The 26,702-nt window shown below is 56.9% G+C and carries 27 protein-coding genes; 11 read left to right on the forward strand and 16 right to left on the reverse strand.

Annotated elements, in window-relative coordinates; all coding sequences use genetic code 11:
* The first annotated feature begins 128 nt into the window (after positions 1 to 128).
* On the forward strand, positions 129 to 989 hold the full coding sequence (locus ACCQ09_RS13985) for a DUF6216 family protein (RefSeq protein WP_228428290.1): 861 nt from the start codon (positions 129 to 131) through the stop codon (positions 987 to 989).
* A gap of 70 nt (positions 990 to 1,059) precedes the next feature.
* Here ACCQ09_RS13985 and ACCQ09_RS13990 read toward each other — a convergent pair whose 3' ends face one another.
* The 4 genes from ACCQ09_RS13990 to ACCQ09_RS14005 form a co-directional block, all read right to left on the reverse strand.
* Positions 1,060 to 1,773 carry a hypothetical protein gene (locus ACCQ09_RS13990; RefSeq protein ID WP_228428289.1) on the reverse strand — a complete coding sequence of 238 codons (714 nt, stop codon included), beginning with the start codon at positions 1,771 to 1,773 and terminating at the stop codon, positions 1,060 to 1,062.
* Positions 1,774 to 1,784: 11 nt separating this feature from the next.
* On the reverse strand, positions 1,785 to 2,681 hold the full coding sequence (locus ACCQ09_RS13995) for a hypothetical protein (protein ID WP_228428288.1): 897 nt from the start codon (positions 2,679 to 2,681) through the stop codon (positions 1,785 to 1,787).
* Positions 2,668 to 3,711: a Fic family protein gene (locus tag ACCQ09_RS14000; RefSeq protein WP_192811356.1), complete on the reverse strand. Its 1,044-nt coding sequence runs from the start codon at positions 3,709 to 3,711 to the stop codon at positions 2,668 to 2,670. Before ACCQ09_RS14000 ends, ACCQ09_RS13995 begins: the two co-directional genes overlap by 14 nt.
* A 168-nt stretch (positions 3,712 to 3,879) precedes the next feature.
* On the reverse strand, positions 3,880 to 4,176 hold the full coding sequence (locus ACCQ09_RS14005; protein WP_011050959.1) for a helix-turn-helix domain-containing protein: 297 nt from the start codon (positions 4,174 to 4,176) through the stop codon (positions 3,880 to 3,882).
* Between the two features lie 171 nt (positions 4,177 to 4,347).
* Here ACCQ09_RS14005 and ACCQ09_RS14010 point away from each other — a divergent pair, with 171 nt between their 5' ends.
* The 5 genes from ACCQ09_RS14010 (at position 4,348) to ACCQ09_RS14030 (ending at position 7,495) form a co-directional block, all read left to right on the forward strand.
* Positions 4,348 to 4,659 carry a hypothetical protein gene (locus ACCQ09_RS14010; RefSeq protein ID WP_025988672.1) on the forward strand — a complete coding sequence of 104 codons (312 nt, stop codon included), beginning with the start codon at positions 4,348 to 4,350 and terminating at the stop codon, positions 4,657 to 4,659.
* A 42-nt stretch (positions 4,660 to 4,701) separates the two neighbouring features.
* Complete coding sequence (locus ACCQ09_RS14015; RefSeq protein WP_017172546.1) at positions 4,702 to 5,094, forward strand: hypothetical protein; 393 nt, start codon at positions 4,702 to 4,704, stop codon at positions 5,092 to 5,094.
* Between the two features lie 369 nt (positions 5,095 to 5,463).
* The gene (locus tag ACCQ09_RS14020; protein ID WP_080581550.1) at positions 5,464 to 5,688 is read left to right on the forward strand and encodes a hypothetical protein; all 225 of its coding nucleotides are present in this window, start codon (positions 5,464 to 5,466) and stop codon (positions 5,686 to 5,688) included.
* Positions 5,689 to 5,783: 95 nt separating this feature from the next.
* Positions 5,784 to 5,975 carry a chromosome segregation protein ParM gene (locus tag ACCQ09_RS14025; protein ID WP_158526629.1) on the forward strand — a complete coding sequence of 64 codons (192 nt, stop codon included), beginning with the start codon at positions 5,784 to 5,786 and terminating at the stop codon, positions 5,973 to 5,975.
* Between the two features lie 185 nt (positions 5,976 to 6,160).
* A complete protein-coding gene (locus ACCQ09_RS14030) occupies positions 6,161 to 7,495 on the forward strand; it encodes a site-specific integrase (protein ID WP_228428287.1) in 1,335 nt (444 codons plus the stop codon).
* Between the two features lie 27 nt (positions 7,496 to 7,522).
* On the opposite strand, the gene ACCQ09_RS14035 is transcribed toward ACCQ09_RS14030, so the two are convergent.
* Positions 7,523 to 7,927, reverse strand: coding sequence for an H-NS histone family protein (locus ACCQ09_RS14035; protein ID WP_228428299.1), 405 nt, complete (start codon positions 7,925 to 7,927; stop codon positions 7,523 to 7,525).
* Between the two features lie 232 nt (positions 7,928 to 8,159).
* Here ACCQ09_RS14035 and ACCQ09_RS14040 point away from each other — a divergent pair, with 232 nt between their 5' ends.
* Positions 8,160 to 8,369, forward strand: a complete 210-nt coding sequence (locus ACCQ09_RS14040) for a hypothetical protein (protein ID WP_228428286.1) — start codon at positions 8,160 to 8,162, stop codon at positions 8,367 to 8,369.
* On the forward strand, positions 8,366 to 10,012 hold the full coding sequence (locus tag ACCQ09_RS14045) for an N-6 DNA methylase (RefSeq protein ID WP_228428285.1): 1,647 nt from the start codon (positions 8,366 to 8,368) through the stop codon (positions 10,010 to 10,012). The genes ACCQ09_RS14040 and ACCQ09_RS14045 overlap by 4 nt, the downstream gene beginning before the upstream one ends.
* Here ACCQ09_RS14045 and ACCQ09_RS14050 read toward each other — a convergent pair.
* Positions 10,009 to 11,178: a phospholipase D-like domain-containing protein gene (locus ACCQ09_RS14050; RefSeq protein WP_228428284.1), complete on the reverse strand. Its 1,170-nt coding sequence runs from the start codon at positions 11,176 to 11,178 to the stop codon at positions 10,009 to 10,011. The genes ACCQ09_RS14045 and ACCQ09_RS14050 overlap by 4 nt on opposite strands.
* A gap of 295 nt (positions 11,179 to 11,473) precedes the next feature.
* On the opposite strand from ACCQ09_RS14050, the gene ACCQ09_RS14055 reads away from it, so the two are divergent.
* Positions 11,474 to 12,606 (forward strand): IS3-like element IS476 family transposase gene (locus tag ACCQ09_RS14055; protein ID WP_087942069.1). Its coding sequence is split into 2 segments (ribosomal slippage): positions 11,474 to 11,729 and positions 11,729 to 12,606, totalling 1,134 coding nucleotides; the frame shifts between segments, so codons are not numbered across the junction.
* Here ACCQ09_RS14055 and ACCQ09_RS14060 read toward each other — a convergent pair.
* The 3 genes from ACCQ09_RS14060 to ACCQ09_RS14070 all read right to left on the reverse strand — a co-directional run bounded on the left by ACCQ09_RS14060 (position 12,584) and on the right by ACCQ09_RS14070 (position 15,558).
* Complete coding sequence (locus ACCQ09_RS14060; RefSeq protein ID WP_228428005.1) at positions 12,584 to 14,266, reverse strand: DUF6119 family protein; 1,683 nt, start codon at positions 14,264 to 14,266, stop codon at positions 12,584 to 12,586. The genes ACCQ09_RS14055 and ACCQ09_RS14060 overlap by 23 nt on opposite strands.
* Positions 14,267 to 14,835: 569 nt before the next feature.
* Positions 14,836 to 15,006, reverse strand: coding sequence for a hypothetical protein (locus tag ACCQ09_RS14065; protein WP_040941518.1), 171 nt, complete (start codon positions 15,004 to 15,006; stop codon positions 14,836 to 14,838).
* A gap of 309 nt (positions 15,007 to 15,315) precedes the next feature.
* Entirely contained in the window at positions 15,316 to 15,558 is a 243-nt protein-coding gene (locus tag ACCQ09_RS14070) for a hypothetical protein (protein ID WP_040941519.1), read from the reverse strand.
* Positions 15,559 to 15,744: 186 nt separating this feature from the next.
* On the opposite strand from ACCQ09_RS14070, the gene ACCQ09_RS14075 reads away from it, so the two are divergent.
* Positions 15,745 to 17,400, forward strand: a complete 1,656-nt coding sequence (locus ACCQ09_RS14075; RefSeq protein WP_040941520.1) for a sensor domain-containing diguanylate cyclase — start codon at positions 15,745 to 15,747, stop codon at positions 17,398 to 17,400.
* Positions 17,401 to 17,416: 16 nt separating this feature from the next.
* Here the strand turns inward: ACCQ09_RS14075 and ACCQ09_RS14080 are convergent, their stop codons facing one another.
* Entirely contained in the window at positions 17,417 to 17,650 is a 234-nt protein-coding gene (locus ACCQ09_RS14080; protein ID WP_014507301.1) for a hypothetical protein, read from the reverse strand.
* Between the two features lie 248 nt (positions 17,651 to 17,898).
* Here ACCQ09_RS14080 and ACCQ09_RS14085 point away from each other — a divergent pair, with 248 nt between their 5' ends.
* Positions 17,899 to 18,873 carry a GGDEF domain-containing protein gene (locus ACCQ09_RS14085; RefSeq protein WP_011036633.1) on the forward strand — a complete coding sequence of 325 codons (975 nt, stop codon included), beginning with the start codon at positions 17,899 to 17,901 and terminating at the stop codon, positions 18,871 to 18,873.
* Between the two features lie 89 nt (positions 18,874 to 18,962).
* On the opposite strand, the gene ACCQ09_RS14090 is transcribed toward ACCQ09_RS14085, so the two are convergent.
* The 6 genes from ACCQ09_RS14090 to ACCQ09_RS14115 all read right to left on the reverse strand — a co-directional run bounded on the left by ACCQ09_RS14090 (position 18,963) and on the right by ACCQ09_RS14115 (position 26,682).
* Positions 18,963 to 20,387 (reverse strand): efflux transporter outer membrane subunit, encoded by a 1,425-nt coding sequence (locus ACCQ09_RS14090; RefSeq protein WP_040941521.1) that lies wholly within the window; start codon positions 20,385 to 20,387, stop codon positions 18,963 to 18,965.
* The gene (locus ACCQ09_RS14095; RefSeq protein ID WP_040941522.1) at positions 20,381 to 21,112 is read right to left on the reverse strand and encodes an SDR family oxidoreductase; all 732 of its coding nucleotides are present in this window, start codon (positions 21,110 to 21,112) and stop codon (positions 20,381 to 20,383) included. Before ACCQ09_RS14095 ends, ACCQ09_RS14090 begins: the two co-directional genes overlap by 7 nt.
* Before the next feature lie 33 nt (positions 21,113 to 21,145).
* The gene (locus ACCQ09_RS14100; RefSeq protein ID WP_040941523.1) at positions 21,146 to 24,316 is read right to left on the reverse strand and encodes an efflux RND transporter permease subunit; all 3,171 of its coding nucleotides are present in this window, start codon (positions 24,314 to 24,316) and stop codon (positions 21,146 to 21,148) included.
* A 181-nt stretch (positions 24,317 to 24,497) separates the two neighbouring features.
* Positions 24,498 to 25,688 (reverse strand): efflux RND transporter periplasmic adaptor subunit, encoded by a 1,191-nt coding sequence (locus ACCQ09_RS14105; protein WP_011036629.1) that lies wholly within the window; start codon positions 25,686 to 25,688, stop codon positions 24,498 to 24,500.
* The gene (locus tag ACCQ09_RS14110; protein WP_040941525.1) at positions 25,685 to 26,458 is read right to left on the reverse strand and encodes an SDR family NAD(P)-dependent oxidoreductase; all 774 of its coding nucleotides are present in this window, start codon (positions 26,456 to 26,458) and stop codon (positions 25,685 to 25,687) included. The genes ACCQ09_RS14105 and ACCQ09_RS14110 overlap by 4 nt, the downstream gene beginning before the upstream one ends.
* Positions 26,455 to 26,682, reverse strand: coding sequence for a hypothetical protein (locus ACCQ09_RS14115; RefSeq protein WP_080640127.1), 228 nt, complete (start codon positions 26,680 to 26,682; stop codon positions 26,455 to 26,457). The genes ACCQ09_RS14110 and ACCQ09_RS14115 overlap by 4 nt, the downstream gene beginning before the upstream one ends.
* Positions 26,683 to 26,702 lie beyond the last annotated feature (20 nt).

Genomic DNA, 26,702 nt, shown 5'->3' on the forward strand with positions numbered 1-26,702 from the left:
TGTTGAATATTAGGTATGAATTGAAGACATATTTTGCAGGAGGCAGAAGGCCATCGCCCACAATCAGATGAATATGAACAAATCCTGTACGAGCCAAGTATAATGTGATCCCAAAATGCCGCAATCAAGTGGCAAACAAAGACCGTCAATCACAACCAGAAGGCAGCTATAAAATGGAATGGCTTAAATTTTTAACAGGCGAGATCGCTGCCGGCTCGCTCATTGTGTTTCTTTTGGCTGCCGCGCTTACGTGTTGGCGCACAGGCTCATTGCACCCGATCAATACTCGTGTTTTGCGATTATTTATTAGCAAAGACGACATTGAAGACTCAGTCATTCGCAAGAATTTGGCAGACCATTCTGCTTTGGCTGCGTTTCGAATGGCGCACCAGATTCGCGTCCAAACGCTAAAAGATGCAAAAGCTCTGATTGGATTTTCGGACTTACACAATATCCCACTCAAACTCATTGGGCATGCAGGCTGGGCTTTTGACCTCAAAAATCATGTCATCCACCCGAAGCGAGTTCATTCTAAGGGCTGGCTTATTTTACCCTTCATCGCAGTCGCAGCATTTATTATTTTTGCAGCAATACTTGGTGCAATCGCCGCCAACGACAGTTTGTTAGTGACTTTGAAAGAAACCCATACCAGTATCTTTATCTCTGAAACGGAGGCAAGAGCCCAAAGGCTTTTCTCCGTTGGAAGCGATACTTTAACAGTTGAACAGTGCAAAAGCCCTGTTCAAAAACAAGCCATTCCTCGGGCATTTGACCCACGAGACCTTAAAATTCTTTGCCAGGTCTGGACTGATCCCACTCTAAAAACCCATCTCGAAAAAGAAGTGCCTAAGCAGCGAGTTGTATCACTGGCAGGTTTTCTTTTCGCGTTGTGGTGCGCCTGGCAGTTCTACACAGTATTCAGAGAGCTGCTCTCAGCGAACATGCTCAAAGCCATTCTTGACGAGCGTCAGCTAAGCGCAAATGCGTAGCATCACAACTTAACTTCATAAAAAATGAGGAGGTTTCACCTCCTCATTTTCGTTTATCCGCTAAACTATTTTACTCAACAGGCCTCGGAGACGGACGCTGATATTTAGAGAATGTCTTGTAAAGCGAAGCTGCACGCTCATCGGCAGCAACACTTTCAACACTACTCAACCCCCTCAATGCAATGTCGGCAGACGCTTTGCCATCTCCCAATAGATAGGCCAAGCGTAGATATGCGGCGCTATCGATCAGATTTTTATCCTTTGTGTCGCTGGCATAAATATCAGACAGCCCATAATACGAATACAAGTTTCCAGCAGATGCCGCATTTCTCAAAATGCCAAGTCCCTCCTGGAAGTGGCCACTCGCTGCCGTCTTCTTTCCATAGATGACAGTTGCGGCCTTGTTGCCTGCCTGCGACTCTGCTTTCAGCTGATCCAAAGACAGTTTATCCAGTCGCGCAAGTTCGGCCTCAGTTGGATAGCCATTAGACAAAAGCCACTTTGCCTCGGCATCCGAGTTAGCCACCAGTGGGCCACTTGCCTTGCAGGCACTCCCGCCACCTTGACACAAATACTGCTTGGCATCTTGCACACCGCTAGGCGTTGCTAACTTTGCCTTTTGCTCCGCTCCATTCGCGGCTGAGCTGTGCTCTGCGTTTGCCGTCGCAGAAGTTTCAGTCTGCGAAGATGCTGTATTAGTGTCTTCCGCTGGCTTGTCGGCTTTTCCACACGCAGCAAGCGCACCGGAAAGCAGCGCCATAGACAAAATCATTTTGGCTTTCATAGTTCTATCCATTATAGACTGCACTGATTCTGCTGAAAATTCGTCCACCATGTTGAGCACGCTGCATCAGCAGATGTGACTTTCCATTTTACGCCAATTGAGTTGTCTAAGCTTCCGGAACTCAGGACTTCTCCCGGAACATACCTTTCAAGATTGATGGCGTAACGCTTAGACCAATCAATGAAAAACTGGACAAAGTTCATCTGATCATCGGCTTCGATGTCCAGCGCCTTCATGATTTCGAAACAGTAATATTCCGGAACCGTCAACTGACCTGGAATGCGATATTTATTCGACTCCATGCTTTCCAAGTCGCAAATGTTTTTTAAATCCTCGCGGAATATTTTGGTCGCTTCTTTGAACGGAATTCCGGGATTTGCATAGTTTTGTGTCTGCTTATTTAAAGCAAATTCCATCAACCATGCTGCTGTAACATTCGGTGCAGCCGTTGTCCCATTAGGGCCAAATGCTCTGCCTTGCGAGTAGCCAATGGCCATGAGCATCGTCGATTTTCCATTGATGCTCGCCCCAGGCAACTTATCTTGCGCGTAGGTTGCGCCAGCTGGAAGTGGTATTGGATTCGGACACATAGCCGGTTTAGTGGCTCTAAGATTCTCGCAAACCACCTCAGGATCCTCTCCGCTACCGCCGCCACCACCTCCGTTGTTCCCGCCACCGTCGCCCGGATCTGGATAGTATGGCGGTGGCGGATTTTCAATGGGTGGTGGGATATAGGGAGGCGGCACTTCGACAGGCGGCATCGTCGTCGTCCCATCGGTATCGGAGGCTGATGCGAACGGCGATAAGACGCTTGCAACCCCTGCCAGCACCAATGTCAAATAAATGGTTCGCCTGATCGCAGCTTTGAGCTGCTTGGGCTTGCCGTCTTGCGACTCACTTAATTTCATAACTGTCCTTATTAATAGAGCGATCAATTCCGATGATCAGGATTTCAAGCTCGGCTGAGTAAAATATCCCCTGTTCCTGTTCTAAAAGCGCCGGTAGGCGCTTCATAATTTTTGCAGCGAGTGCTGGGCTGCATGGATTTTTTCCAGCACAAAGCGTGTCTTCGGATACATATCCGTATGAAAGAAGTGACCACAATACTCTCGGATCTATTCCAGCAGCGGCCAAATCGTAAATTTTTTGCGAAATCAACTTGATGTGGCCTAACCACGCTTCTGAATTACTGAGATCTGGACTTGTGACCGTCGAAGATGCCTGCATCCAGGTTTGACCTGTTCGCTGTTTGGCAAAGATCAGGCAATGCGCAATATAGAGCGGATAAAAATTTCGATAGCGTCCCGCCAAATTTATCAGGAGAGTGCGGGTCACCCGTCCATTAGTATCACTAAGTGGATGGATGCAGATCATCTGATACGCAATGGCTTCGAAAAATGCGCAGTTGATCGGCTGGGCGCTCTTGCCTTGCAGCAAATCTTCGAGGTTTTTTAAAAGATAAGGCAGTTGATCTGCCTGTGGTAAAACAAGCCACGCTTCTGACGGCTTCTTTCCACCGACCCATGCGTTATCCGTGCGGCTTTTGACTTGGCTATTGCCTAAATTTTTGGCCAAATTTAATGACCAATTTAAAACACCATGCGTATCTGGAAGTCCTGCTCTGAGGGACGCATTGATGGCTGACGCCGCGTGGCGACTTGCCCTCAAATCAGGGATCGAGGTGAACTTCCAACTCCCTCTGCATACGTGAACTAAACGGTAAGACAGAGCTGAAAGGTAGCCGACGCATTGAGCATCTGACTCAAAGCGTTGGTAATCCCCTATTTTTTCATAGGTCCGAAGTGGTGGCTCTAACAACGCCGGCGTGTAGACCGAAAACGAGGCATCGAGCCAAACCGAAGCATCAGGCGCATCACGTCGTCCTGGAAGTGGCGCAAAGGCCAAATCAAGCGGCGCTAACTCAAAATTTCCATCCATAAAATTTCGACGCACTGACGAAGCCCGGGCAACATGCCCTGACAACTATGTCAAAGCAAGGCAAAAATCACACGAAAAGTGATACGCGTCACATAAATCATCAAAACTCGATGATTATCAGAAAACCCCTACAACCACTGCGCACTTCACCGACAAACGTGATGCCAGTTAGCGCACACGATTTGTCTTGGAGCGAGACTTGATATCAGCCAAGAGCGCGTGCTGGTCTTTGGCGGGAAGCTGCATGAACTCCTGGATGAGTTCTGCCAGTTCGTCTGTCTCTGCATAAAGGTAGGCAAGCGAGACGCCAAGAGCGTCAGCCATTTTCTGAGCCGTCTCACTATCGCACTCATGCACTGCCCGCTCGTATCGATTGATGCGAACGCCTGCGACATCTTCTGGTAGTCCCATGAGCACTCCTAAGGCCTTTTGGCTGAGCCGAAGTGTCTTCCTCCGCTTCTTCATACGGGCGGCGAAGACGACACGAACACTGCGGGCGTTGGGAGAAGTCATGCCCCAAGGATGAACGTAAGCTACGTTGTTCGTAAATTACGTTGCCCGTATGTTACGTTTAGCGTATCTTTTGCTCCGTTGCAACCCTCGTGATTACACCCACCCAAGGCAAAGGACCCAACCATGTCGAAGCTCCGTGTCTCCCTCACCACCTTGCTCATTGCTGGACTGACGGCCTGCTCAGGAGGCGGTCCGGCGCAAACTGAAAGAGAGCATGCGTTCTTGCAATACATGAAAGACAACGGCAGCGATGACGCCAGGATTGAAGACTTCAAGAGTGCCAAGTGCACGAAGGCGGAAGGCGCGCCAAGTTATGCCTGCGATGTGAGTGCGGAAGTCACAGCCATGGGCCGAAAATTCGGCAATGAGATGGACGGGGTCTACACCTTCTCGGAGGTTGGGGGAGTTTGGAAGGTCACTGGTCGGATCCAGTAACGAGCGGACCGTTGGCATCCCTTTCCCTATTTTGGAACTTCGATGACGGTCTGGACTTTCCTCCTTTTCCTGTTGGTTGGCGGCGCATTTTTTATTGTTATTGGATCGGTGGTGACATTGAAGCTGCACGGTGAGCGTGCGGGTTTTAAAGAAAATTATCAGCGGTTCCATTTTAATAAGCGCACCGCTATTGCCATTTCCACAGCTCGCTCATCCATCAAATTTAAAATGGACAGTGCTTCAAAGACTTATCAATTTTCGGATGTTCGCTCATGGGATAAACATTGGCACCGATCGAAGCATGTGGGAACGATTACTGTGAATGTCCGGGACATCGACCACCCGAATTGGACGATCAGTTTTGGAAATGAGCGCGAGATGGACAAGTGGTATGAGCTTATTCGACAAGCTGTCAATGAGGGACTAAAGCTCTAAATAATATGGATTGACACATCAAAAGTTGGCCCCAGTCGGGGCCTTTCTTTTTTTAAACGAGACAGTCAACCTGCACGACTAGTTAGAAATCCCCCTCTCCCACTCATCCTTCATTTCGTTCAAATTTGCAGCCTCGTCACAAAAACTCTCATCTATCTCATTCAAATCGGCCATAAGCCATGATGTAAAAAAAGGCCGATCTCAAAGCAGCAGAAGAGTGAAGTCTCAACTCTATTAGGCAGAACTAGCCCCAGCCTTAGATGATACCTAATTCACAAGAATCGGATCGGGCTATGCCGCCTCCCGGGGATTCCTACATGGACTTAGGAATCACGTTGACTGGAGCTGATTCTGGATTATAAATCTAGCATGGGCAAAAAAGCGACGCCGACTGAGTATCATCTCACCAAGCCTCTTATTGGTGAAGAAGAGCGAGCGTTCCGGACTGAAATGGTAGAAACAACTTATAAAGTCCTCAGAGCCAACAATGTTCATCCGCCCAAGCGGGTGAAGCACCTATCCCAACTCTATGTCGATGGCCTAATTAGCGATAAAGAGCTGAGCGCACTATTGAACGCTCGCGTTTCTAAGTGATTGAACAGCGCAGCAAAACAGCCACTAGCATAGTTGACCGACCGCAATTTCGCATTATAACTATTGAAACAAAGCGATTCGCAGGAGGAATCCAAATGGCGACACATAAAATCAGCGAACAAGAGAGAAGAGAGCGAGCAAATCAAGTTCAGCGCGTGAAGGAAGCGCTTGCGTTAACGGGCGACGAAATATCCTTACCAACAGAAAAGCTGGCGCAGCTTTTCATTGAAGGTGAAATTGACGCAGATGAACTCGAAAGTCTCGTTGAAGGCGGCACAATCCACTAGGTAGAAAAAAGTCAAAAAACTATTTAATTAATTCAACGCAACACGGAAACCCCAGCCAGCTCTACTAAGAGGACCAATATGGTTATAAATTAAACCGCCCCATAGATACGAAGTTTGGTTGATTTTAAGGCTTCCCCATTGACACACCGCTGCTCCTCATTAAGTTTGGTGTTCAAAGGTGGCTCATGAAAAAAGATCAAATCGAAAATAATTTAAACGAACGGCAATGCAGTGTGTCCCGGGTGATATCGGGCAACTTGGTGCTCGAAGGCTTCACGGTTCAAGGGCCAAACGCCGATCAGCGTTTCGTAAGAATGATCAAGCAACTGCGTATGGCTCAGGGCTTAACCGCCTCATCTTCCCCGAATACTTCTGGCGATCTACACCTTTTAGAAGACGAAATCAAAAAGTATCGGCGAGACATCAAACGAGAGAAAAAAGGTCTTGGCGGCATCGTCGGACTTACCCAAACCCTCGGCATCACTGCTAGCGTTATTGGCAACATCCCCGTTGATCAGATCAACCAAGACCACATTCGCTCAGTGCTCGATAGCTTTCAATGGTGGCCAAAAAATGCAAAGTCCAGAAAAGAGTTTCGCGGGATGAGCACCACCGAGGTCCTTGCCATAGGCCGGTCACGCAAACCAGTGACCATCGCAGCTAGCACTTACAACAATCATCTGGCGAGGATCTGCGCATTTTTTCAACGACAAATTGTAATGGGTGTGATCAAAAATTCTCCCTGCATTGGCGTCGCCACGAGAATTGACACGTCAACAGAGAGAAAAAGCAGAAGGCCGCTCTACATCGAAGAATTAGCTGCGATTTTTGAACCGATTGAATTTAAGCGTTGGGTTAAAGATCGTCCAGAACGGTGGTGGGTGCCGCAGCTTTGTCTCTACACAGGTGCCCGAGCCAGCGAAATTGCCCAGCTTCGACTTGCCGATATTGCTACCATTGATGGCATCAGCTGCATCACCATTCGCGTCACTCAAAAAGAACAGCGTGTCAAAAATAAGCCCTCTGTTCGCGTCATTCCACTGGCTCAACCACTGATCGATGCAGGCTTCCTTGTATATGTCGAAGAAGTTAGAGCAACCAAACATCCGCGCCTGTTCCCCCATCTCGATGCCGGCTATAAGCTTTATGAGGGTGAAGCCTTCTACCTGGGTTATGGTGACAAAGTTATCCGGGACTTCTGTAAGCGCCTTAAACAAATGGGATTTGATAAAGGCATCGGCTCCCATGCTTTCCGCCATACCTTTTCAACAAATTTAACTAAACATGGGATCGGTGTGGCAGAAGTGGCTTTGGTTACCGGCCACGCTGTTCAAGGATCGAAGCCAGACAGCGTGCATGTCCCAGGACTACAAACCTACATTGACCGGGATCAATGCCCTCCCGAACTTAAAGCAATATATTCGACAGTTTCGAAATTTAATCCAGGCGTCGACTTGCCTGCCTACACGCCTGGACAATTTGCAAAAGCCTTCTCGAAAAAAGACAAGTTTAAAAAATAAAAAGCCCCAACATGTGGGGCTCATTAGTCAACCCGGGTATTTCGGGAACTTGTCGTTAGGGTGCTTTGCCTTCCACTCTTTATAAGCCGCCGATCCTTCGTAAGCTGCAAAAGCGCGTGGAGTCCTACCCCGACCAGACCAAGTTTCTTGCGTGTGGGGAAGCCAATACTTCGGGGCCACTTCCTTGCGAGTGCCGGCTGCTTTCTTCGGGCGGCCAGATCCGCCAACAGAAGCGCCAAGCTGAACTGCAAGATCTGCTTTCTGCTTGGCGGTAAAGTGCTGGCCGAAGCGGCTCAGCAGCTCTGACACCTGCTGGAAAGCGTTCGAGGCCTCTTCCTCTAACAGGTTGGCTTCTTGTTCTTCCAGCTTTCTCAGCTCTTCCGCTAGCTTGGCTTTGGCCGAAGCAATCGAATCAAGGGTTGATTTGGTCATCAAAATTTTTTCTCCTGGAATAGCAATATTTGCTTGGCTCATCCATCAAGAGGCCGTCACGACGAGCTATTAGGGCGTCCCTGTCAAACAGGCGGCATTGGCGGATGAGGTTATCCGCGCGATCATTATGCCCAAATCTAGCCATTGACGCTATCGCCCTATCTAACCTCTTCTTGTGCAGCTAGCCTTCTTAGGGTATGTTATGTCACATATGTAACATGAGAAGTCAGCCATGGCGCGTGGTCCTTCAGGTCGAGTCGTTATTGAAATCGAGCCCTTGCTTAAAAAACGTCTTTACATGACGCTTGCGGCTCAGGATTTGACATTAAAAGACTGGTTTATCAACTCTGCCGAACAGTGCATTCAAGACGGCTCAAAGACCGCCTTGAATCAAGAATTGCAAAGCGAACAAAAAGATAGTGATAACAAGGCTGGATTGTGAACTTCATCCAAAATGAAACCGCCGAGAAGTTAAGGGGCGGATATTATACTCCCATCGATTTGGCCTCCTACGCTGCACAGTGGGTGGGAGAAATTAATCCGACCAGCATATTAGAGCCAAGTTGCGGTGACGGTTCTTTTTTGCAGGCTGTGGCAAATGCATCGCTTACAAAAGCAAAGATCACAGCAATTGAATTGAATGAATTGGAAGCGAGCAAAGCAAAGGCTCGCGCGAATTCTTTGCCAATTTCCGCAGATATTATCTCAACCGATTTTTTGGCTTGGGCACTTCACCAGATGCGCCCCGGTGGCCGTCGTTATGACGCAATTTTGGGCAATCCTCCATTTATTCGCTATCAATATCTTCCGGCAGACTTCCAGAAGGAAGCAGAAAAAGTATTTTTCGAACTCCGTTGCAAGTTTACGAAACATACAAACGCCTGGGTTCCTTTTATTCTTGCTTCGATCGCACTTCTTAGGGCCGGTGGCCGCTTGGCCATGGTCGTTCCCTCCGAAATTATTCATGTCCTTCACGCACAGTCGCTAAGGACATTCCTCGCCAATGAGTGCAGTAAAGTAGTATTGATCGACCCGGAAGAAATTTGGTTTGAGAATACGCTTCAAGGCGCCGTCCTTCTTATGGCACAAAAAAAGGATAACCCTGGTCAAGTTTCAGAGGGACTAGGCCTTGTCCCTGTGCGTGGTAAAAGCTTTCTTACAGTATCGCCAAGCGAAACCTTCCAAAAAGTAACACCTATTAGTGGGAAAGCCATTGAAGCTAAGTGGACTTGGGCATTCCTGTCTCAAAGCGTTCGGGATCTTATTGAAGAAATTGAAGGCGAACACATCTTTACACGTTTTAGCAAGGTTGCTGATGTAGATGTTGGCATTGTCACAGGAGCAAACAAGTTTTTCTTGGTAAATGACGAAACTGTTGCCAAAAATCGACTCGAACAATGGGCACACCCCATGTTTGGGCGAAGCGAACATGCTCCTGGCGTTATCTATGATGAAGCTCAACATGAGAGAAACAAACTTGCAGGCCTCCCTGCGAACTTCATCTGGTTCCCCAATCAGAATGCTGCAAAAAATTCAAACGCAGCCGCGTATATTTCAGTTGGCGAAGAACAAGAATTGCACAAGCGTTTTAAGTGCCGAGTTCGCAAGCCTTGGTATACCGTTCCTTCTGTGTCAACATCGTCAATCGGGATGCTAAAACGCTGTCATGATGCCCCAAAGCTTGTGCTTAATAAGGCCGGAGCATTTACAACAGACACAGCTTATCGTATCGAAACGCACAAGCTTCGCCCGAGCACCTTTGTTAGTAATTTTATCAACCCGCTGACTGCGCTGAGTGCAGAGCTTGAAGGTCGAACTTATGGCGGTGGCGTTTTGGAACTCGTCCCTTCGGAAATTGAAAGGCTGTTAGTGCCAACATTGAACAAGGCAGCCACAGCCATTAATGACATTGACCGTGCAGTTAGAAATAAAAGAATGCCACAAGTCCAGGAGACCTGTGGCATGGAAGTATTGAAATCAGGAGGCTTGTCTGCAAGCAATAGCAGTATCATCTTTTCCGCGTGGGCTCAGCTTAGGAATAGGCGACAAAGGATGAGCGAAACAGATGATCCTCCGGTTGATTAATCAATTTCGATCATAAAGCGCTGCCCATATCCAATCATTCTGGATAATGTGAGGCTTCGCCCGATCAGTTGACGCTTATCCACATAGGAATGAGCTGGGCCCCAGCTCAGTCGGGTCATCGCATTTCTCTGATTGTAGCTCGCCGTCCCTACTTTGGTATCGTGAGTGACTTTTAGCTCATGTTCGCCATAGTCCACACCAGCTACCACTATTCTAAATTTTGCAACGGCTGTTTGATTTTGCTTCTTGTCCGGTATGCTCCATGCCAGATGCTTAAATACGGTGTCGCGGAAGTAATAGGACCATTCGTAGTCACCAGTAAGATCTCCTCTATCCAGGTTCATTGAGCCTGTGGCAGAGGTGTTTGCTCCTGTCGGAATACCAAGGTCTCGTTCCGTAAGCTCGTCTGTTCTCCACATTACTTCGTAGGATCCGGGTATCGAAGCTACTGGTGCAGGCAGAGGAGCCGTCGGGACAACAGCTATGGGGGAGGTTAGTTTTTTCGAACTTGGCCTAGCAATACCTTGAAGCTTTTTGGACTTTAAATTCATCAGCGGGGTCGCACTCGCGGATTTTCCAGCTGATACTTTTGTAATCGGGGGGATTGCAAGAGCCTCATCAACCAGCCGTAAGTCTTCCAGTAGCACTTCCAATGACGTATTCGCTCCCAACAGCTGGACATTTTCGGGATAATCTCCGACCATTCCCGAAAATATGGTTTCTACCGAATTACTTAACTCCAATTGAGTTTCATCCGTATGATCCTGCTCGACAACCAAACTTGCTTCGATATTTCCGCTCAACCCTCCATTAGTTAAGTTGGCCGATCCAACCAGAAGACGTGAGTGCGTTGAATTGCGAGCAAAATAAAGCTTAGGATGGAAAATTTTGTGGGCCGAACCCGTATCAATCAAAAACACCCTCACGCCGACATCCAGTAGTGCTTTTATCGCTTGCGCGGATGTGATCCCATTCCTAATTCCGGCGTAGATAGTAATTTTCCCGGGATTTTTGGCTAAAATATTTTTTATATTTAGAACGCCCGACGCCCTAATGAAAGCGACACTTATTATCCCGCATTGAATTTGATCGAGGTCAAAAACCTCGGAGATTCCATCAAGGTGATTACTTTCACTAATTCCCTGGATGATTAGTTTTTTTGACATGACGCGTCCGTTCGCTATGGAGATCGGACTTTAACGTCATTCAGAATTGGTTACAAGCATAAATAGTGATTGTAGCTGAATTGGCTCGTTGACTCATGATCTTTCCTTGTGGGAAAGCGCCGTGAAGTTTTTACCGTCAACATCGAACTTCTCAGCCTTGCAGCTTTCAAATGCGATCAACCCACTCATTGATATCCTCTCCTTAACCAGCGCGACGCAGACCAGAGCGCCTGACCTGCCCCCACTGAGCCGTACCAGCTGAAGCTATAAAGTCCGTGAACCCAAGAGGACGGACATGAAGAAGAGCAGATTCAGCACCGAGCAGATCATCGGGTTTATCAAACAGGCCGACGCGGGCATGGCCGTGGCAGAGTTGTGCCGTCGGCATGGTTTCAGCCCGGCCAGCTTTTATCAGTGGCGGGCCAAGTACGGGGGAATGGAGGCCGACGAGGCCAAGCGGCTGAAAGAACTGGAGGTCCAGAACACTCGATTGAAGAAGTTGCTGGCCGAGGCGCACCTGGACATCGAAGCGCTGAAGGTTGGCTTCGGGGTAAAACGCTAGCCCCGCAACGCAAGCGCGAGGCAATCCGACGAATGCTCGAACACACCCCGTTGAGCGAGCGCCGGGCTTGCCGCCTTGCGGGGCTGTCCCGCGATGCTTTCCGCCACGCACCCGTGCCGACGCCAGCCACGCAGGCGCTGTCGGCGCGGCTGGTCGAGCTGGCCCAGACCCACCGCCGCTTCGGCTATCGCCGACTGCATGATTTGTTGCGCCCGGAGTTTCCATCCGTGAATCACAAAAAGATTTATCGCCTGTACGAGGAAGCCGAGCTGAAGGTGCGCAAACGGCGCAAGGCCAAGCGTCCGGTGGGTGAGCGGCAGAAACTGCTGGCGTCCTCCATGCCGAACGACACCTGGAGCATGGACTTCGTGTTCGATGCGCTGGCCAACGCACGCCGCATCAAGTGCCTGACCGTGGTCGACGACTTCACTCGCGAGAGCGTGGACATTGCCGTGGATCACGGCATCAGCGGGGCTTACGTAGTGCGCCTGCTCGATCAGGCGGCGTGTTTCCGTGGCTATCCACGCGCGGTCCGCACCGACAATGGCCCCGAGTTCACCAGTCGCGCCTTCATTGCCTGGACGCAGCAACATGGCATTGAGCACATCCTGATCGAGCCGGGTGCCCCCACGCAGAACGCCTACATCGAAAGCTTCAACGGCAAGTTCCGCGACGAGTGCCTCAACGAGCACTGGTTCACCTCGTTGGCACAAGCCCGGGACGTGATCGCAGACTGGCGACGCCACTACAACCAGATCAGGCCGCACAGCAGTTGTGGTCGCATCCCGCCGGCACAGTTCGCCGCCAACTACCGTACACAACAAGCCAACAACGCAGTACCCTTCAACCCCGGGCTTTATCAGTAATCACTGGTACGGACGATGGGGGCAGGTCACGCCTAGTCCGCCTTTTTCTTATTGGCGCAGGTTTGAGCTTTGCGACGGCAACATCATTGCTGCAATCCACCTTTGCCAACATCACACTTGCATATCCCAGCTCCACTAGCCTTGCATGAACACTTTTAAAGATCACCTTCGCAAAAAAGGGTAAATGAAGATCTGGCTTATTGGACTGGCTAATGATCGCAAAGACAATGGTGTATTGCGCCACATCCCGAACAGAAAACTTCTCATCAACCGGATCCAAAGGAAGCTGGTGGGTCTTCAAAAGCTCTTTGTTGGCAAGGGAAACATAAGGTTCATGCGAACGAAGTAGCTCGCCAGACACTAGACCCTGATTGAACAGATGAGCGAGGACAGCGGAACTTCCGTAATGCTTGACATGGATGATTTCTCCACTGCCATAGAGATCGCAGAACTCGACCTTGTCATGAATTCCGCCGACGCGAAGCATCTTTTTATCCATCAAACACCAACGGCCACCACTTCCAGCCACAGCGGACTCATTGTAATGCCCCTCATCTCGATGATTATAGACGGGTAGAGCGTCTGGATATTTCGCGATGTCTTTAAAGGAACTCTCGACTGCGCTCACAAAGTCCTTGTCAACCTCAAACCAGCGCCCAGCTGAAAGAATGTAAGATTTCCCGTCATCGTCAATTTCACAATGAATGCAGCGATACAGCGCCCATCTGTCCACTGTCTTTTCGTCCTCATCAACAGACATCGCGTAATGCTTACGAAGAAACGACAGACTAGGCTCTTCACCCGGATACGCAGCAATCAGAGCCCGAAAGCGTAGATCACTGGATACACCCTCTCCCTTTGAGCTTGTGAATTTAAACCCATCGACCTTTTCCCAATCGATGATATCGGGAACTGCTAGCCAGCAACCATCAACCACACCATTGTTGTGCCAAGCCTGTTTTACCTTATCGACTAGCATGGCATCTAATTTGGTGGCAACTGTTCCCTTGGGGATCAACTGGCGAACTTGATCAATCCACGGAAAGTTGGCTTGGTAGTCTTTGGACTCGAATTTTTTAAGGTAACGCCGCAATAAAGATTTGAGTCCAGGAACTCTGACATCAGAGGTAACCGTTAAAGCATCAGCACCGGCCAACCTTCTCCCAAGTCTGAAATCCACCGGGCGACCCACAATGCCGCGAACTAAATCGCGTTCGATATCAACTCCAAAACTTAACGCTGACGCGGCTTGTGCTGTTTGGACCCTACTGTTTTGGTCTTCGACGAATGCCCGCTTATCGACACTTCGCAGCGCATCGGAATTAATTGAATTGAGCGTTACGATCAATCCGAACCGTTCTTCATAGGCATCCGGATGAAGCAAAAAACGACCTTGCCCGAAGGTTAACGCAAAAAGGCGTTGATCGACTGGGATTATAAAAGCTGCCGAAGAGGACTGGACAGTCCCAAGAAGCTTTTTATCTATGTAGCTTTCGAACAGCTCAGCCCATTTGGGTGGCTTGGGCTTTGTGTCCTTGACGAACAACTGTCCATATTTCGAAAGCCCATCTTCAATGGCATGCTCTCTTGCACCATCGATGACAGCATCTCTTGCGGTTTTGACAGACTCGCGAAGCAGATAGATCGTAAACGTAGCCAACGTCTCTCCCCCTGGATGACGCCACAGACTCCTTGTCCCAAGGCTCTGCCTTGGCAGTTCAGCCGAGTGTGCCATTAATTTGGCCGCCTGGCGCGTAGGAAAAGTCTGACTCTGTTCGGTTTCGGTTGCCCTTCCCTAGCGGCAGGGCAGCGCTTTTACGCCATTCCAAGGTATCATTTGAGGTATCAAAGCGGGCACATCTATCAGACCTAAATTTCTTTAGGTTCAAGGGTTTGTCTGAGGGCGTTTACAGGCTCCGCCCACCTCCACCAAACAACGGTCCTAAGACGACCGACCAAGGCCAGGCGTTCTCGAGAGAGACGACTGGCATTTTTCATGTGCGGTGTTGAGCGTTTGGAGAGCGCTGCCGTGCAGGTCAGGCCGGTCCGCAAGAAGGTTCCGGTACCTGGGCTTTGTGCAGCCCCGCCCTGCTTGCTCACGAGTGTTTACAGTGCCGCCTCGTTGAAGGGCAACGGTGCAAAGCGATGTCACCGGTGTGGGCGGCACAGCAGGTCATCAGGAGACGACCGTGATGCGCCTCGCCCAGCTCCGACAGTGGACGCAGCGCGTCAGAGAGTGACGTCACCGGTCTGTGGCGCATGCGCGCGGACCGGCTCGGCTGCATTGCCCTGCATCGGGGTCGCTGACGCGGTATCGCAGCATAGGCGGTCGAACAGGGCCAGCAATTCGGTGGCTTCCTGTCGCAGCATGACGAAGGCCTGTTTGGTGTGCTCTTCCATTCCTGCTCTCTTTGGCGCGCTCCCCAGCGCTCGTAGAGAGACAGCAGCAAGTGGCGTGCCAGTGTGTTCGCAGAACACGCATGCCTGCCGGCAGGCAGGCAGGCAATATGCACTCGGCAGACAGCTCGCTAGAACAAGTCAAAAAGGGAATTTCCACCGGCGGTTCGGCTAGTGCGCGTACACCGTCAAGGCGGGCGACATGACCTCCCAAGCCCGGCCTCGCCAGCCGGCCTTTAATCGCGTCGGCCCGAGATCGAACGCCGAAGGCCTTGGAATTCAGGCGGCGTCGGCGAGCAGCAACGCCAGTGCTCAGGCGTATTCGAGCTGCCGCTGGGCGTCGGCGTGCATGGCTTCCAGGATCACCATGCCGGCGGCACGGGCGGCGGCCATGGCGCTGCGGTGGTCGGCAAACAGGGGCGAGAGCTCGCCGCGTGCCAGGTCGCCGGCCTTGGATGCACCCACCTGCTGGATGCGCCAGTCCGCGCGCCACCCTTGGGCAGGGTGCGGCAGCGCATTGCACGACAACTGGTAACGCCCAAGAAAAATAACCAACGCGTGCTCGGCTCGATGACTCGCCACAAGGATACCGCCGCCTCCGCGCGCAGGCGACCCGTGCCGTCACCGGGCAAGCGAAGTGAAGCATAGGCACGGCGCTTGCATCGGACTCGACCAGACGATCGTTGTTTGGGGAACACGGTGTTGACCAGAAAAGCAAAACGCCACGCCGCCGGAGCCTTGATGCTCGGCGGGCTGATCTTTGTGTTGATCGGCGTCGGTGGCTACATCACCTCGCGGCAGTCGCTGACGGCGGCCGCGTGGGTCTCGCATACGCAGGAAGTCATTGCCAGCATCGACGAGATCCAGGCCGGGCTGCTGTCGGCGGAGTCGTCGGCGCGTGGCTTCGTGCTGACCGACAACGAGGCCTTTCTGGGCGTGCATGCCGACGCCATCGGGCGCCTGCCTGGACGCATTGCACGGCTTGAGGTGTTGGTGCAGGACAACCCCCTGCAGCTGCGCAACGTGGCCGCGCTGGACAAGCTGGTGGACATGCGCCTGGTGCAGATCAACGACCTGTTGCACAGCTATCGCGCCACCGGGCTGGATGGCGCGCGTGCTTCCATCGCCAAGGGCGTGTTCCAGACCTCTTCGGCCCTGCGCCGGCAGGTGCAACTGATGGGCGAACTGGAGCGCCGGCAGCTGGTGTCGCGCACCCAGGCCAACCACGACAGCGCGCGCTGGGTGCTGTGGATGACGGCAATCGGCATTTTGTCCGGGTTATTGGTCATGGTGCTGGCCTACCGGCTGTTGTCGCGCGAATTGGCCCGCCGTGTGCGCGCCGAGGAAGAAGCCAGCACGAGCAGCACGCGGCTGGCCGAATCGTTCAACACGTTGGAACGCACCTCGGCAGGCTTGGAAGCCCTGGCGCGCTATTCGGGCCTGCTGCAGAACTGCCGCAACGCGGAAGAAGCCCTGGAAATCACGGCACGCACGATCGCGCCGCTGGTGCCCGGTGTGTCGGGCGCGGTGTATCTGCTGCGCGCCTCGCGCGATCGCGCCGAGCAGGTGGCGGCGTGGGGAACGCTGGCCGATGGCGAACGCGGGAACATTGCGCCCGATGAGTGCTGGGCACTGCGACGCGACCGCACTCACCTGGTGGAGGACGTCAGCGTGGGCATGGTCTGCCAGCATGCCGGCGTCAATCTTCCGCCGCATGCGAGCACGGTCTGCATTCCATTGTCGGCACAGGGCACGCAGCTGGGCATGCTCGCGCTGCGCGGCGACAACGCGCAGGAGCTGGCCTCGCTGACAGTGGCCGAGGCGGCCGCCGAACAATTGTCGTTGGCGCTGCACAACCTGCGCCTGCGCGAGACGCTGCGCCAGCAATCCATCCGTGACCCGCTGACCGGCCTGTTCAACCGCCGCTATCTGGAAGAAGCGCTCAACCACGAGCTGTCGCGCTGCACCCGACGCGTGCAGCCACTGTCGGTACTGATGCTGGACGTGGACCATTTCAAGCAATTCAACGACCTGCATGGCCATAGCGGTGGCGACCGCGTGCTTGCTGCGATCGGCGAACTGCTGCTGGCGCAGACCCGCGGCGAAGACATCTGCTGCCGCTACGGCGGCGAGGAACTGACCATCATCCTGCCCGAGGTCGATCTGGCCACCGCCAGCGCGATGGCGGAAAAATTACGCGCCGGCATCGATGGCCTGCAGGTAATGGCCGATGGCGTGTCACTGCCCAAGATCACTGCCTCGTTCGGCGTCGCGACCTTCCCCGGGCATGCAGGCAACGCCGCGCAGTTGCTGCGCAAGGCCGATGAAGCGCTGTATCGGGCCAAGCAGGCCGGGCGCAATCAGGTGGTCAGCGCGGTAACGCCGGGCAGCGTTTGACGCCAGGCCCGTGCTGTCAGCGACAGGCCTGGCCGTTGTCGTCGGTCGGGATCAGCCCGGCGCTGGCCAACATGTCGTCGATGCGGCCACGCACATGCGCGGCGTCTTCGGGTGCGGCGCTGTGCAGGACGGCCTCGGCGCGGGCCTGGAAATCCAGATAATCGAAGTCGGCGTCTTCATCGGACGCCACGTTCGGCAGTGCGTCCTGCAGCGCATCCAGGCGCGCATCCAACTCTGAGCGATTAGGCATCGGTGACTCCACGGCAAAGCCCCAAGGTTGCCGCTGCGCCGTCAAGGATCTGCGAAACCGCACAGCGCGTGCGGGATGCGGCATCTGATCGGCTGCGGCGTACCGAGGTCCGTGGTGATCAGCGTCGTATGCGGCATCGGCATCCGGCAACGTTGCGCACGCACGAGGCGCTGCCGGCGCGCGCCACCTTCCCTCAACTTTCGCACGCGTCGGCCGATACTGATGCCGACTCCTCCAGAACTTCGCCCGTGATCCTCCATTTGCGGCGGGATTTCCGCCTCGGCATCGTCAAGATGCTCGGGCCGATCACCGCGCTGTTGCTCTGCCTGTACGCGGTGTACCTGGCCATGCATGGCCAAGGGGTGGCATGTGCGTTGACTGCCGCGCTCGGCCTGGTCGCGGTGTGGCGTGGCTGGCGCATGCGCAGTGCCGAGCGCACCGGACGCGGTGGAGTGTGGCTGGCCTCCATCAATGTCGCTGGCTGCCTGATCGGCTGCTGGAGCGGCGGCGACGGCGCCCTGCCCTGGTTGTTCCCGGTGCTGGCCACCAATTATTTTCTCTGCGGCCCGCAGCGCGCGGTGTTGCTGAGCCTGCCATTGCTGGCGGCCTTGCTGTTGCTACCCGGCTTGATCGTCAGCCCTGGCCAGGGCATCTCCACCGTGATGGTCACCTTGGTGACGCTGGCGGTGGGCTACGCGTTCTCTGTGCGCATGCAGGACGACCGCGTGCATCTGGAAGAACTGGCCTCGCTGGATGCGCTGACCGGGCTGCCCAACCGGCGCATGCTCGAGCGCGCGCTCACCCATCAGATCGATCAGCGCCAGCCGCAGGATCGGCTCAACAGCCTGATCATCCTGGACCTGGACCACTTCAAGGACGTCAACGATCTGTACGGGCATGCCGCCGGCGATGCGGCATTGGCTGACCTGGCCACGATCCTGCGGTTCGAGGTGCGTGAGCCGTACCAGGTGTTCCGCTTCGGCGGCGAAGAATTTGTGGTGCTGCTGCGCGCCGGCTCGCTGGCGGAACTGGAAGCGGCCACCGAGCGCTTGCGCAAGGTGATCCGCAACGGATTACGCGGGCCCGGCGGACGCATCACCGTGTCGCTGGGCGCGGCCCGCCACGATGGCGAGACGCACTGGCAAGACTGGTTTTCGCGTGCGGACGCTGCGCTGTATCTGGCCAAGAACGGCGGCCGCGACAGCGTGCGCATCGCCGACTGAGTCATCCAGCGCTGATCGGCGATTGCCGATCAGCGATTGATACCGTAATGCATGGGCGGGACGGCCGCGCGGCCGCCCGCCCTGCCATCTCAGCGCTCGGCCACTGCCACCGGCGCGGCCGGTGCATCGCCTTGCTTCCAGCCACCCAACGCCTTGTAGACGCCGACCACGCCGACATTGACCGCCGCTTCGGCCTGCGCCAATGCATCGTCGGCCGCCAACTGGGTGCGCTGTGCATCCAGCAGGGTCAGGAAGTCTTCCGAACCCTCGCGGTAGCGGATCTGCGCCAGTTGCTCGGCACGCCGCGCCGCGTTGGCCTGGTCCACCACAATCGCCAGGCGCGCCTGCTGACGCCCGTAGCCGGTCAAGGCATTTTCGGTATCTTCCAGTGCCAGCAGCACGGTCTGCTGGTACTGCGCCAACGCGCCTTCGGCCTGCGCCTTGCTGGCACGCAGGCGTGCACGCACGGTGCCGAAGTCGAACGCGGCCCAGCTGATCGACGGCGTGATCGACCACGCCTTTGCGTTGCCCTGGGTCAACCTGGCCGCATCGCCAGACAGAAAGCCGACAAAGCCGCTCACGCTGATGCGCGGGAACAGATCGGCCGTGGCCACGCCCACCTGTGCGGTGGCCGCAGCCAGACGCCGTTCGGCGGTGCGCACGTCCGGGCGTTGCCGCAGCAAGCCGGCGGTATCGCCGAGCGGCAAGGCGCGGGCGAACGGCGGTGCGGTGCGCGGAACCAAAGTGGCATCCAGCGCATTCGGCTGTTGACCGAGCAACACGGCGATCCGATGGCGGTACTGCGCTTCGGCAGTTTCCAGCAACGGAATGTCGGCTTCGATGGCCTTCAAGCGTGCCAAGCTGCTCTGCACATCCAGCTCGCTGCCGGCGCCCAGGTCCCAACGCGTCTGAGTCAGCTTCTGGGTGTCGCGCAGGTTGGTCAGGGTGCGCTTGGAGACGTCCAGCTGCTTTTGCGTGCCGCGCAATTCGAAATAGTTACGCGCCACTTCCGCCGCCACCGTGACCTGCACGTCCTGCAGGCCGGCCTGCTCGGCTTCCAGGTCGGCACGCGCCGCCTCCGACGCACGCCGCTGGCGGCCGAACAGATCCAGCTCCCACGCCGCATCCAGACCCAGCGTGGTCTGCTCGGTGAGGAAACGCTGATTACCGGCGATCACCTGCTGTTGTTCACGGCGATCGAAGCTGCTCTGTGCAGTGATGTGCGGCGCCTGGTCCAGCCGGCGTTCGACGAACACCGCACGCGCCTGCTTGACGCGCGAGACGGCAATGCGCAGATCGTGGTTGGCGAACAATGCATCGCGCACCAGTTGTTCCAGCACCGGGTCATCGAACTGCGACCACCAGTTGCCCACCGGCGACTCGGCGCTATAGGCCGCATCCTGCGCGCCTTGCAGCGTCACTGCGGCCGGCGGTTCGGGGCGGTAATCCGGCCCGACCGCGCAACCACTCAGGATCGCCGCGGCAAGCGCGGCGCCCAGCAAGGTCCTCACCATGGCAGCACCTCGCCCAGGTGGGTGAAGCTGCCATTGGGGCCGTGCGCATCGATCAACGCCATCTGCACGCTGCTGTGTGCGCCCTGCTCCACGTCGATCTCGCCGACGCCACCGTTCATGTCGGTTTTGACATAGCCCGGATGCACCATGTTGACCTTGATCGCGCTCTCGCGCAGCTCATGGGCCAGGTGCACGGTCCAGCTGTTGAGTGCGCTCTTGGAGGCGTCGTAGGCAGGTATCTTGAAGTCATAGATCGGCGAGCCCGGCTGTGTGTGCAGGGTCAACGAGCCGAGGATGCTGGAGACGTTGACGATGCGCCCGGCCAGCGAGCGACGCAGCAGCGGCAGGAACGCCTTGGTCACGCCGACCACCGCAAACAGGTTGGTGTCGAAGGTGCGCTTCCAGGTGTCCAGGCTCTGCTCGGACGGCTTGCGCTGCATGTCCTCGATCATGATGCCGGCGTTGTTGATCAGGATGTCCAGATGGCCGTGACGCTGCTCCACCGTGCCAACGGCCGCGGCGATGCTGATGTCGTCGTTGACGTCCAGCTGGATGGCTTCCACCGGCAGGCCTTCGGCCTGCAGCTTGAGTGCGGCGGCGACGGCGTCATCGCGCTTGCGGCCGGCCAGCAGCGTGTGCACGCCGGCCTGGGCCAGTTGTCGGACGGTCTCCAGGCCGATGCCGCGGGTGCCGCCGGTGACCAGTGCGATCTTGTTGGTGCTCATGTGCAATGTCCTTCAAAGATGGGGGAAGAGGAATCAGGCCTTGACCGGATCATGTACCACGGCGGCCGGTGCGGCGGGTTCGCCACGGGTCACCCACTTGCGCAGGGCCACGTAGAACACCGGCGTCAGGAACAGGCCGAACAGGGTCACGCCCAACATGCCGGCGAACACGGTGATGCCGGTGACCGAGCGCACTTCTGCGCCAGCGCCATGGCCGAACACCAGCGGCACGGTGCCGGCGATGAAGGCGATGGAGGTCATCACGATCGGGCGCAGCCGCAGGCGGCAGGCTTCCAGTGCGGCTTCGACGATGCCCTTGCCGTGCATCTCCAGTTCGCGGGCAAACTCCACGATCAGGATCGCGTTCTTGCACGCCAGGCCCATCAACACCACCAGTCCCACCTGCACGAACACGTTGTTGTCGCCACCGGTGAGCCATACGCCGAACAAGGCAGACAGCAAGGTCATCGGCACGATCAGGATCACCGCCAGCGGCAAGGTCCAGCTTTCGTACAACGCGGCCAGCACCAGGAACGCCAGCAACACCGCCATCGGGAACACGATCAACGCCGAATTGCCCTGGATGGATTGCTGATAACTCAGATCGGTCCACTCGATGTTCATGCCGTTGGGCAACACCTTCGGCGCCATGCCGGCCAGCGTCTGCATCGCCTGGGCGGACGACAGCACGCGCGTGTCCGCTTCACCGATCAGATCGGCGGCCGGGTAGCCGTTGTAGCGGATCACCGGATCCGGGCCGTAGGTCTGGCCCAGCGTGACCATGCTGCCGATCGGCACCATCTGCCCGCGATCGTTGCGGGTGCGCAGGTTGGCGATGTCTTCGACGCTGTCGCGGAACTGTCCATCGGCCTGGGCGATCACCTGATAGGTACGACCGAAGCGATTGAAGTCGTTGATGTACGCAGACCCCAGATAGGTCTGCAGCGTGTCGAACACATTGGTCAGCGGCACACCCTGCGCCTTGGCCTTGTCGCGATCGACCTTTGCATCGAGCTGCGGCACGTTGGCCTGATAGGTGCCGATCGGGAACTGCATGCCCGGCGTCTGCGAGATCGCACCGGACATCGCCGTTACCGCAGTCTGCAACTGCCCGTAACCGAGCCCGGCACGATCCTGGATGTACAGCGAATAGCCGGAGCCTTGACCCAAGCCAAGAATCGGCGGCGGCATGAAGGCGAAGGCGAAGCCCTTCTCGATCTGGCTGATGCGCGCGTTGATCTCGGCATTGATCTGCGCTGCGGTCCGGCTGCGTTCGCTGAAGGGCTTGAGGGTCAGGAACAGGGTGCCGGTGTTGGGCGTATTGGTGAACTGCAGTGGATTGAGGCCAGGAAACGCCACCGCGTGCGCAACGCCCTCGGTCTGCAGCGCAATATCGCTGATCTGGCTGATCACCTCGCTGGTGCGCTCCAGCGATGCGCCTTCGGGCAGCTTGGCACCGGCGATCAGGTACAACTTGTCCTGGGTCGGAATGAAGCCGCCCGGCACCAGTTTGAACATCACCCCGGTGCCGACCAACAGCAACAGATACACCATGAAGACCATACCGCGCTTGCCCAGCGCGCGCGAAACCGCACCCTGATACTTGTGCGAGCTGGTGTTGAAGAAGCGGTTGAACGGACGAAAAATCCAGCCGAACAACCGGTCGATCAACCGCGTCGGACCATCCTTCGGGGCGTCATGGGCCTTGAGCAGCATGGCTGCCAGTGCAGGCGACAGGGTCAGCGAGTTGATCGCCGAGATCACCGTGGAGATGGCGATGGTCACCGCGAACTGCTTGTAGAACTGGCCGGTCACGCCCGACAGGAACGCCATCGGCACGAACACCGCGCACAACACCAGCGCGATGGCGATGATGGGCCCGGACACTTCGCGCATCGCCTGATGCGCAGCAGCCAGCGGGCTCAAACCTTCTTCGATGTTGCGCTCGACGTTTTCCACCACCACGATCGCATCGTCGACCACGATGCCGATCGCCAGCACCAGGCCGAACAGGGTCAGCGTATTGATCGAAAATCCAAGCACATACAGCGCCGCGAAGGTGCCCACCACCGACACCGGCACCGCCAGCAACGGAATGATCGACGCACGCCAGGTCTGCAGGAACAGGATCACCACCAGCACCACCAGCAGCACCGCCTCCAGCAAGGTGCTCACCACCGCCTTGATGGAATCGCGCACGAAGATGGTGGGGTCGTAGGCCGCCGACCAGGCCATGTCCTGCGGGAACTGTTTTTCCAGCTCCGCCATCTTGGCGCGCACCGCATCGGACAACTCGATCGCATTGGCGCCCGGGGACTGGAAGACACCCATGCCCACCGCGCTCTTGCTGTCCAGTTGCGAGCGCAGCGTGTACTTGCCGGCACCCAGTTCCAGCCGCGCCACATCCGACAGGCGCACGATCTCGCCGCTGGTACCGCTGCGGATCACGATGTTGCCGAATTCTTCTTCGGTGGTCAGGCGGCCCTGTGCATTGATCGACAGCAGGAACTCGCTCTTGTTCGGCATCGGCTCGGCGCCGAGCTGGCCGGCGGACACCTGCACGTTCTGCTCGCGGATGGCGGCCACTACATCGCTGGCGGTGAGCCCGCGCGCGGCGACCTTGTCCGGATCCAGCCAGATCCGCATGGCGTAATCGCCGGCACCGAAGATCTGGATCTGGCCCACGCCCGGCAGGCGCGACAGCTCGTCCTTGACCTTCAAGGTGGCGTAGTTGCTCAGGTACAGCGAGTCGTACTTGCCCTTGGGGGAGGTCAGATGCACGACCATGGTCAGCGTCGGCGACTGCTTCTGCGTGGTGACACCCTGGCGCCGCACGTCTTCGGGCAGACGCGCCTGCGCCTGACTGACGCGGTTCTGCACCTGCACCTGCGCCTGGTCCGGATCGGTGCCCGGCTTGAAGGTCACGGTGACCACCAGCACGCCATCGGAGCCGGCGACCGACTTCATGTACATCATGTTTTCCACGCCGTTGATGGCTTCCTCAAGCGGCGTGGCGACGGTCTCGGCGATGACCTTGGGATTGGCGCCCGGATACACCGCACGCACCTGCACGCTCGGCGGTACCACTTCGGGGTATTCGCTGATCGGCAGCAGCGGCATGGCGATCAAGCCAGCCGCGAAGATGATGATCGACAGCACCGCCGCAAAGATCGGTCGGTCGATGAAAAAACGGGAAAAGTCCATTGGGGTGGTCCTGAAAGAGGTTGCCGCCGGGTGGCGGCGCGACACGCCCCGCCCTGAACCGGCCTGATGAAAAGGCCGGTAGTCACGGGCGGGCGATGCAGCGATGAATCAGTGCAGCGGTCGAACCGGCTGCGCAGCCGCCGGACAGGCGCGACTGCTTGCCAGGTGTGATCGACGAGGCTTATTTGGATGCGGTGCGCTTGTCCGAGGTGGGCACCATCGCCACGGCCTTGGCATCGACCGGCATGCCGGGCATGAAAATCTTCTGCACACCATCGACCACCACGCGGTCGCCGGCCGCCAACCCCTTGCGCACGATGCGCAGACCATCGGCAGTGCGGCCAAGCTCCACATCGCGTCGCTGCGCCTTGCCATCCTTGTCGACCACGTACACGTACTTGCGGTCCTGGTCGGTCAGCACCGCCTTTTCATCGACCAGCATGGCCTTGAACTGGCCGCTGCCGAGCAACTGCACATGCGCATACAGGCCGGGCGTGAACTGCCGATCGGCGTTGTCGAGCACGGCACGCACGCGGATGGTGCCGGTGCTGCGGGTGACCTGGTTGTCGAGGAAATCCACGCGCCCGCTGTGCGGGAAGCCCTGCTCGCCGACCAGGCCGATGCGCACCGGCAACTCGCCGCCACGTTCGTCCGGACGCTCGCCGTTGCGGCTCATCTGCGAGTAGCGCAGGAAGGTGCCTTCATCGGCATCGAAGTACACGAACACCTTGTCCAGCGACACCAGCGTGGTCAGCACGCTGGCGCTGTCGCCGGCGGTGACCAGGTTGCCGGCGGTAACCATCGCGCGCCCGGCGCGGCCGTCGATCGGGGCACGCACGCGTGTCCAGTCCATGTTGAGCTTGGCGGTGTCCACGGCGGCCTGTGCGGCCAGCACTTCGGCATCGGCCTGGTCGGCCGCGGCGCGGCGTTGTTCCCAGGTTTCGGTGGAGATGGCCTGCTGCTCGGACAGCTTGCGCGCACGCGTCGCTTCGCTGCGGGCCAGGCTGGCCTGGGTGCGGGCACGCACCAGCGCGGCATTGGCGCGGGCAAACTCGGCGCGGTAGCTGCGGTCGTCGATGCTGAAGAGCACATCGCCCTTCTTCACTTCGGTGCCTTCGGCGTAATTGACCTTGTCGATATAGCCGGACACGCGCGGGCGTAGTTCCACGCTTTCCACCGGCTCGATGCGGCCGCTGAATTCATCCCACTGGCTGATCTCTTTCAGCAGCACCGGGGCGACACTGACGCTTGGCGGTGGCGGCGCGCCGGTCTCGGCGGCCTTGCTGCCGCAACCGGCCAACACGACCGCGAGGACAGCGCCCGTCAATACAGTACGCAAGGGAAAACGGAACGGGGTGGCGTTCGGGGTCATGGGGAAATCTCTCGGGCGGGAAGGGGAAACTGCAGACCGGCCAGGCGGCCAGCCGACGGTGCGGTCTGCGGGCGACGGCTGACGGTCACGATGGCGTGTCCGGGCTGGCCAGGCCCGGCGATCAACGAGACGGCGGCGCGGCCGACGTCCACGGCCCGGATCCATTCCGGGCAGGCCTCCTTGGCACGGCTGGGCGTGCACACCGGCTGCTCGACCGACAGCAGGTGCACGCGCACGCCCAACGGCTTGGCTTCTTCGTGCAGCACCTGCGCCAGCATGCGGGTGGCCGCCGCGGCGATGGAGATATCGCCGTGCGCCGACCACGCGCGCAGTGCACACGGGCTGCCGAGCAACAGGTAACGGCCGCCGCCATCGGCCTCGGCCAGCAGCGGCATCAGATGCCGGGCGGCCGCCAGGTGCGGAAGCAGGTCGCGGTCCAGCCGGCGGCGCAAGGCGTTGACCGGGCGGTCCAGCAGGCGGCCGGCCTTGAGCGGGCTGCCCAGGCTCGCAACCACCGCCGCCAGCGGGCGTGGACGTTGCGCCAGCTCGGCAGCCAGTGCCTGCGCGGCGGCGTCATCGGCCACCGAGCCCTGCACCGTCTCCAGCAAGGGGCTGTCGCCATGGCGGGCGCGCAACGCGGCCAGCTTGGCAGCATCGCGGCCGACCACCAGCACCGGCAGCTGCGCCTCGAGCAGCGCGGCAACGATGCCGGCACCGACGTTGCCCGCGCCACCCAGGACGACCGTCTCGGATTGGACCATCCCAGTCACGGGACTTTCACTCCCGAAATCGGGACAATCCCACACATGGCCCAACGTGCAGATAGCCCGCTGCGGCGCACCGGCGCACCGCCGGCCTGCCGCTTGGGCGAGGCAGCGAAGGCGCGCGAAACGCTGGAATGCCGGCGTTTTACCGGCATCTGCACTGGATCGAACGCGCTCTCAAGGGCGTCGCGGGGACTGGGGGACAAGCCGAGAAGTTGGCGCAACCACATGGCGGCGCTCCTGCGTGGAG

The organism is Xanthomonas sp. NCPPB 2586, from assembly GCF_041475775.2.
In the GTDB taxonomy this organism is placed as follows: domain Bacteria; phylum Pseudomonadota; class Gammaproteobacteria; order Xanthomonadales; family Xanthomonadaceae; genus Xanthomonas; species Xanthomonas campestris.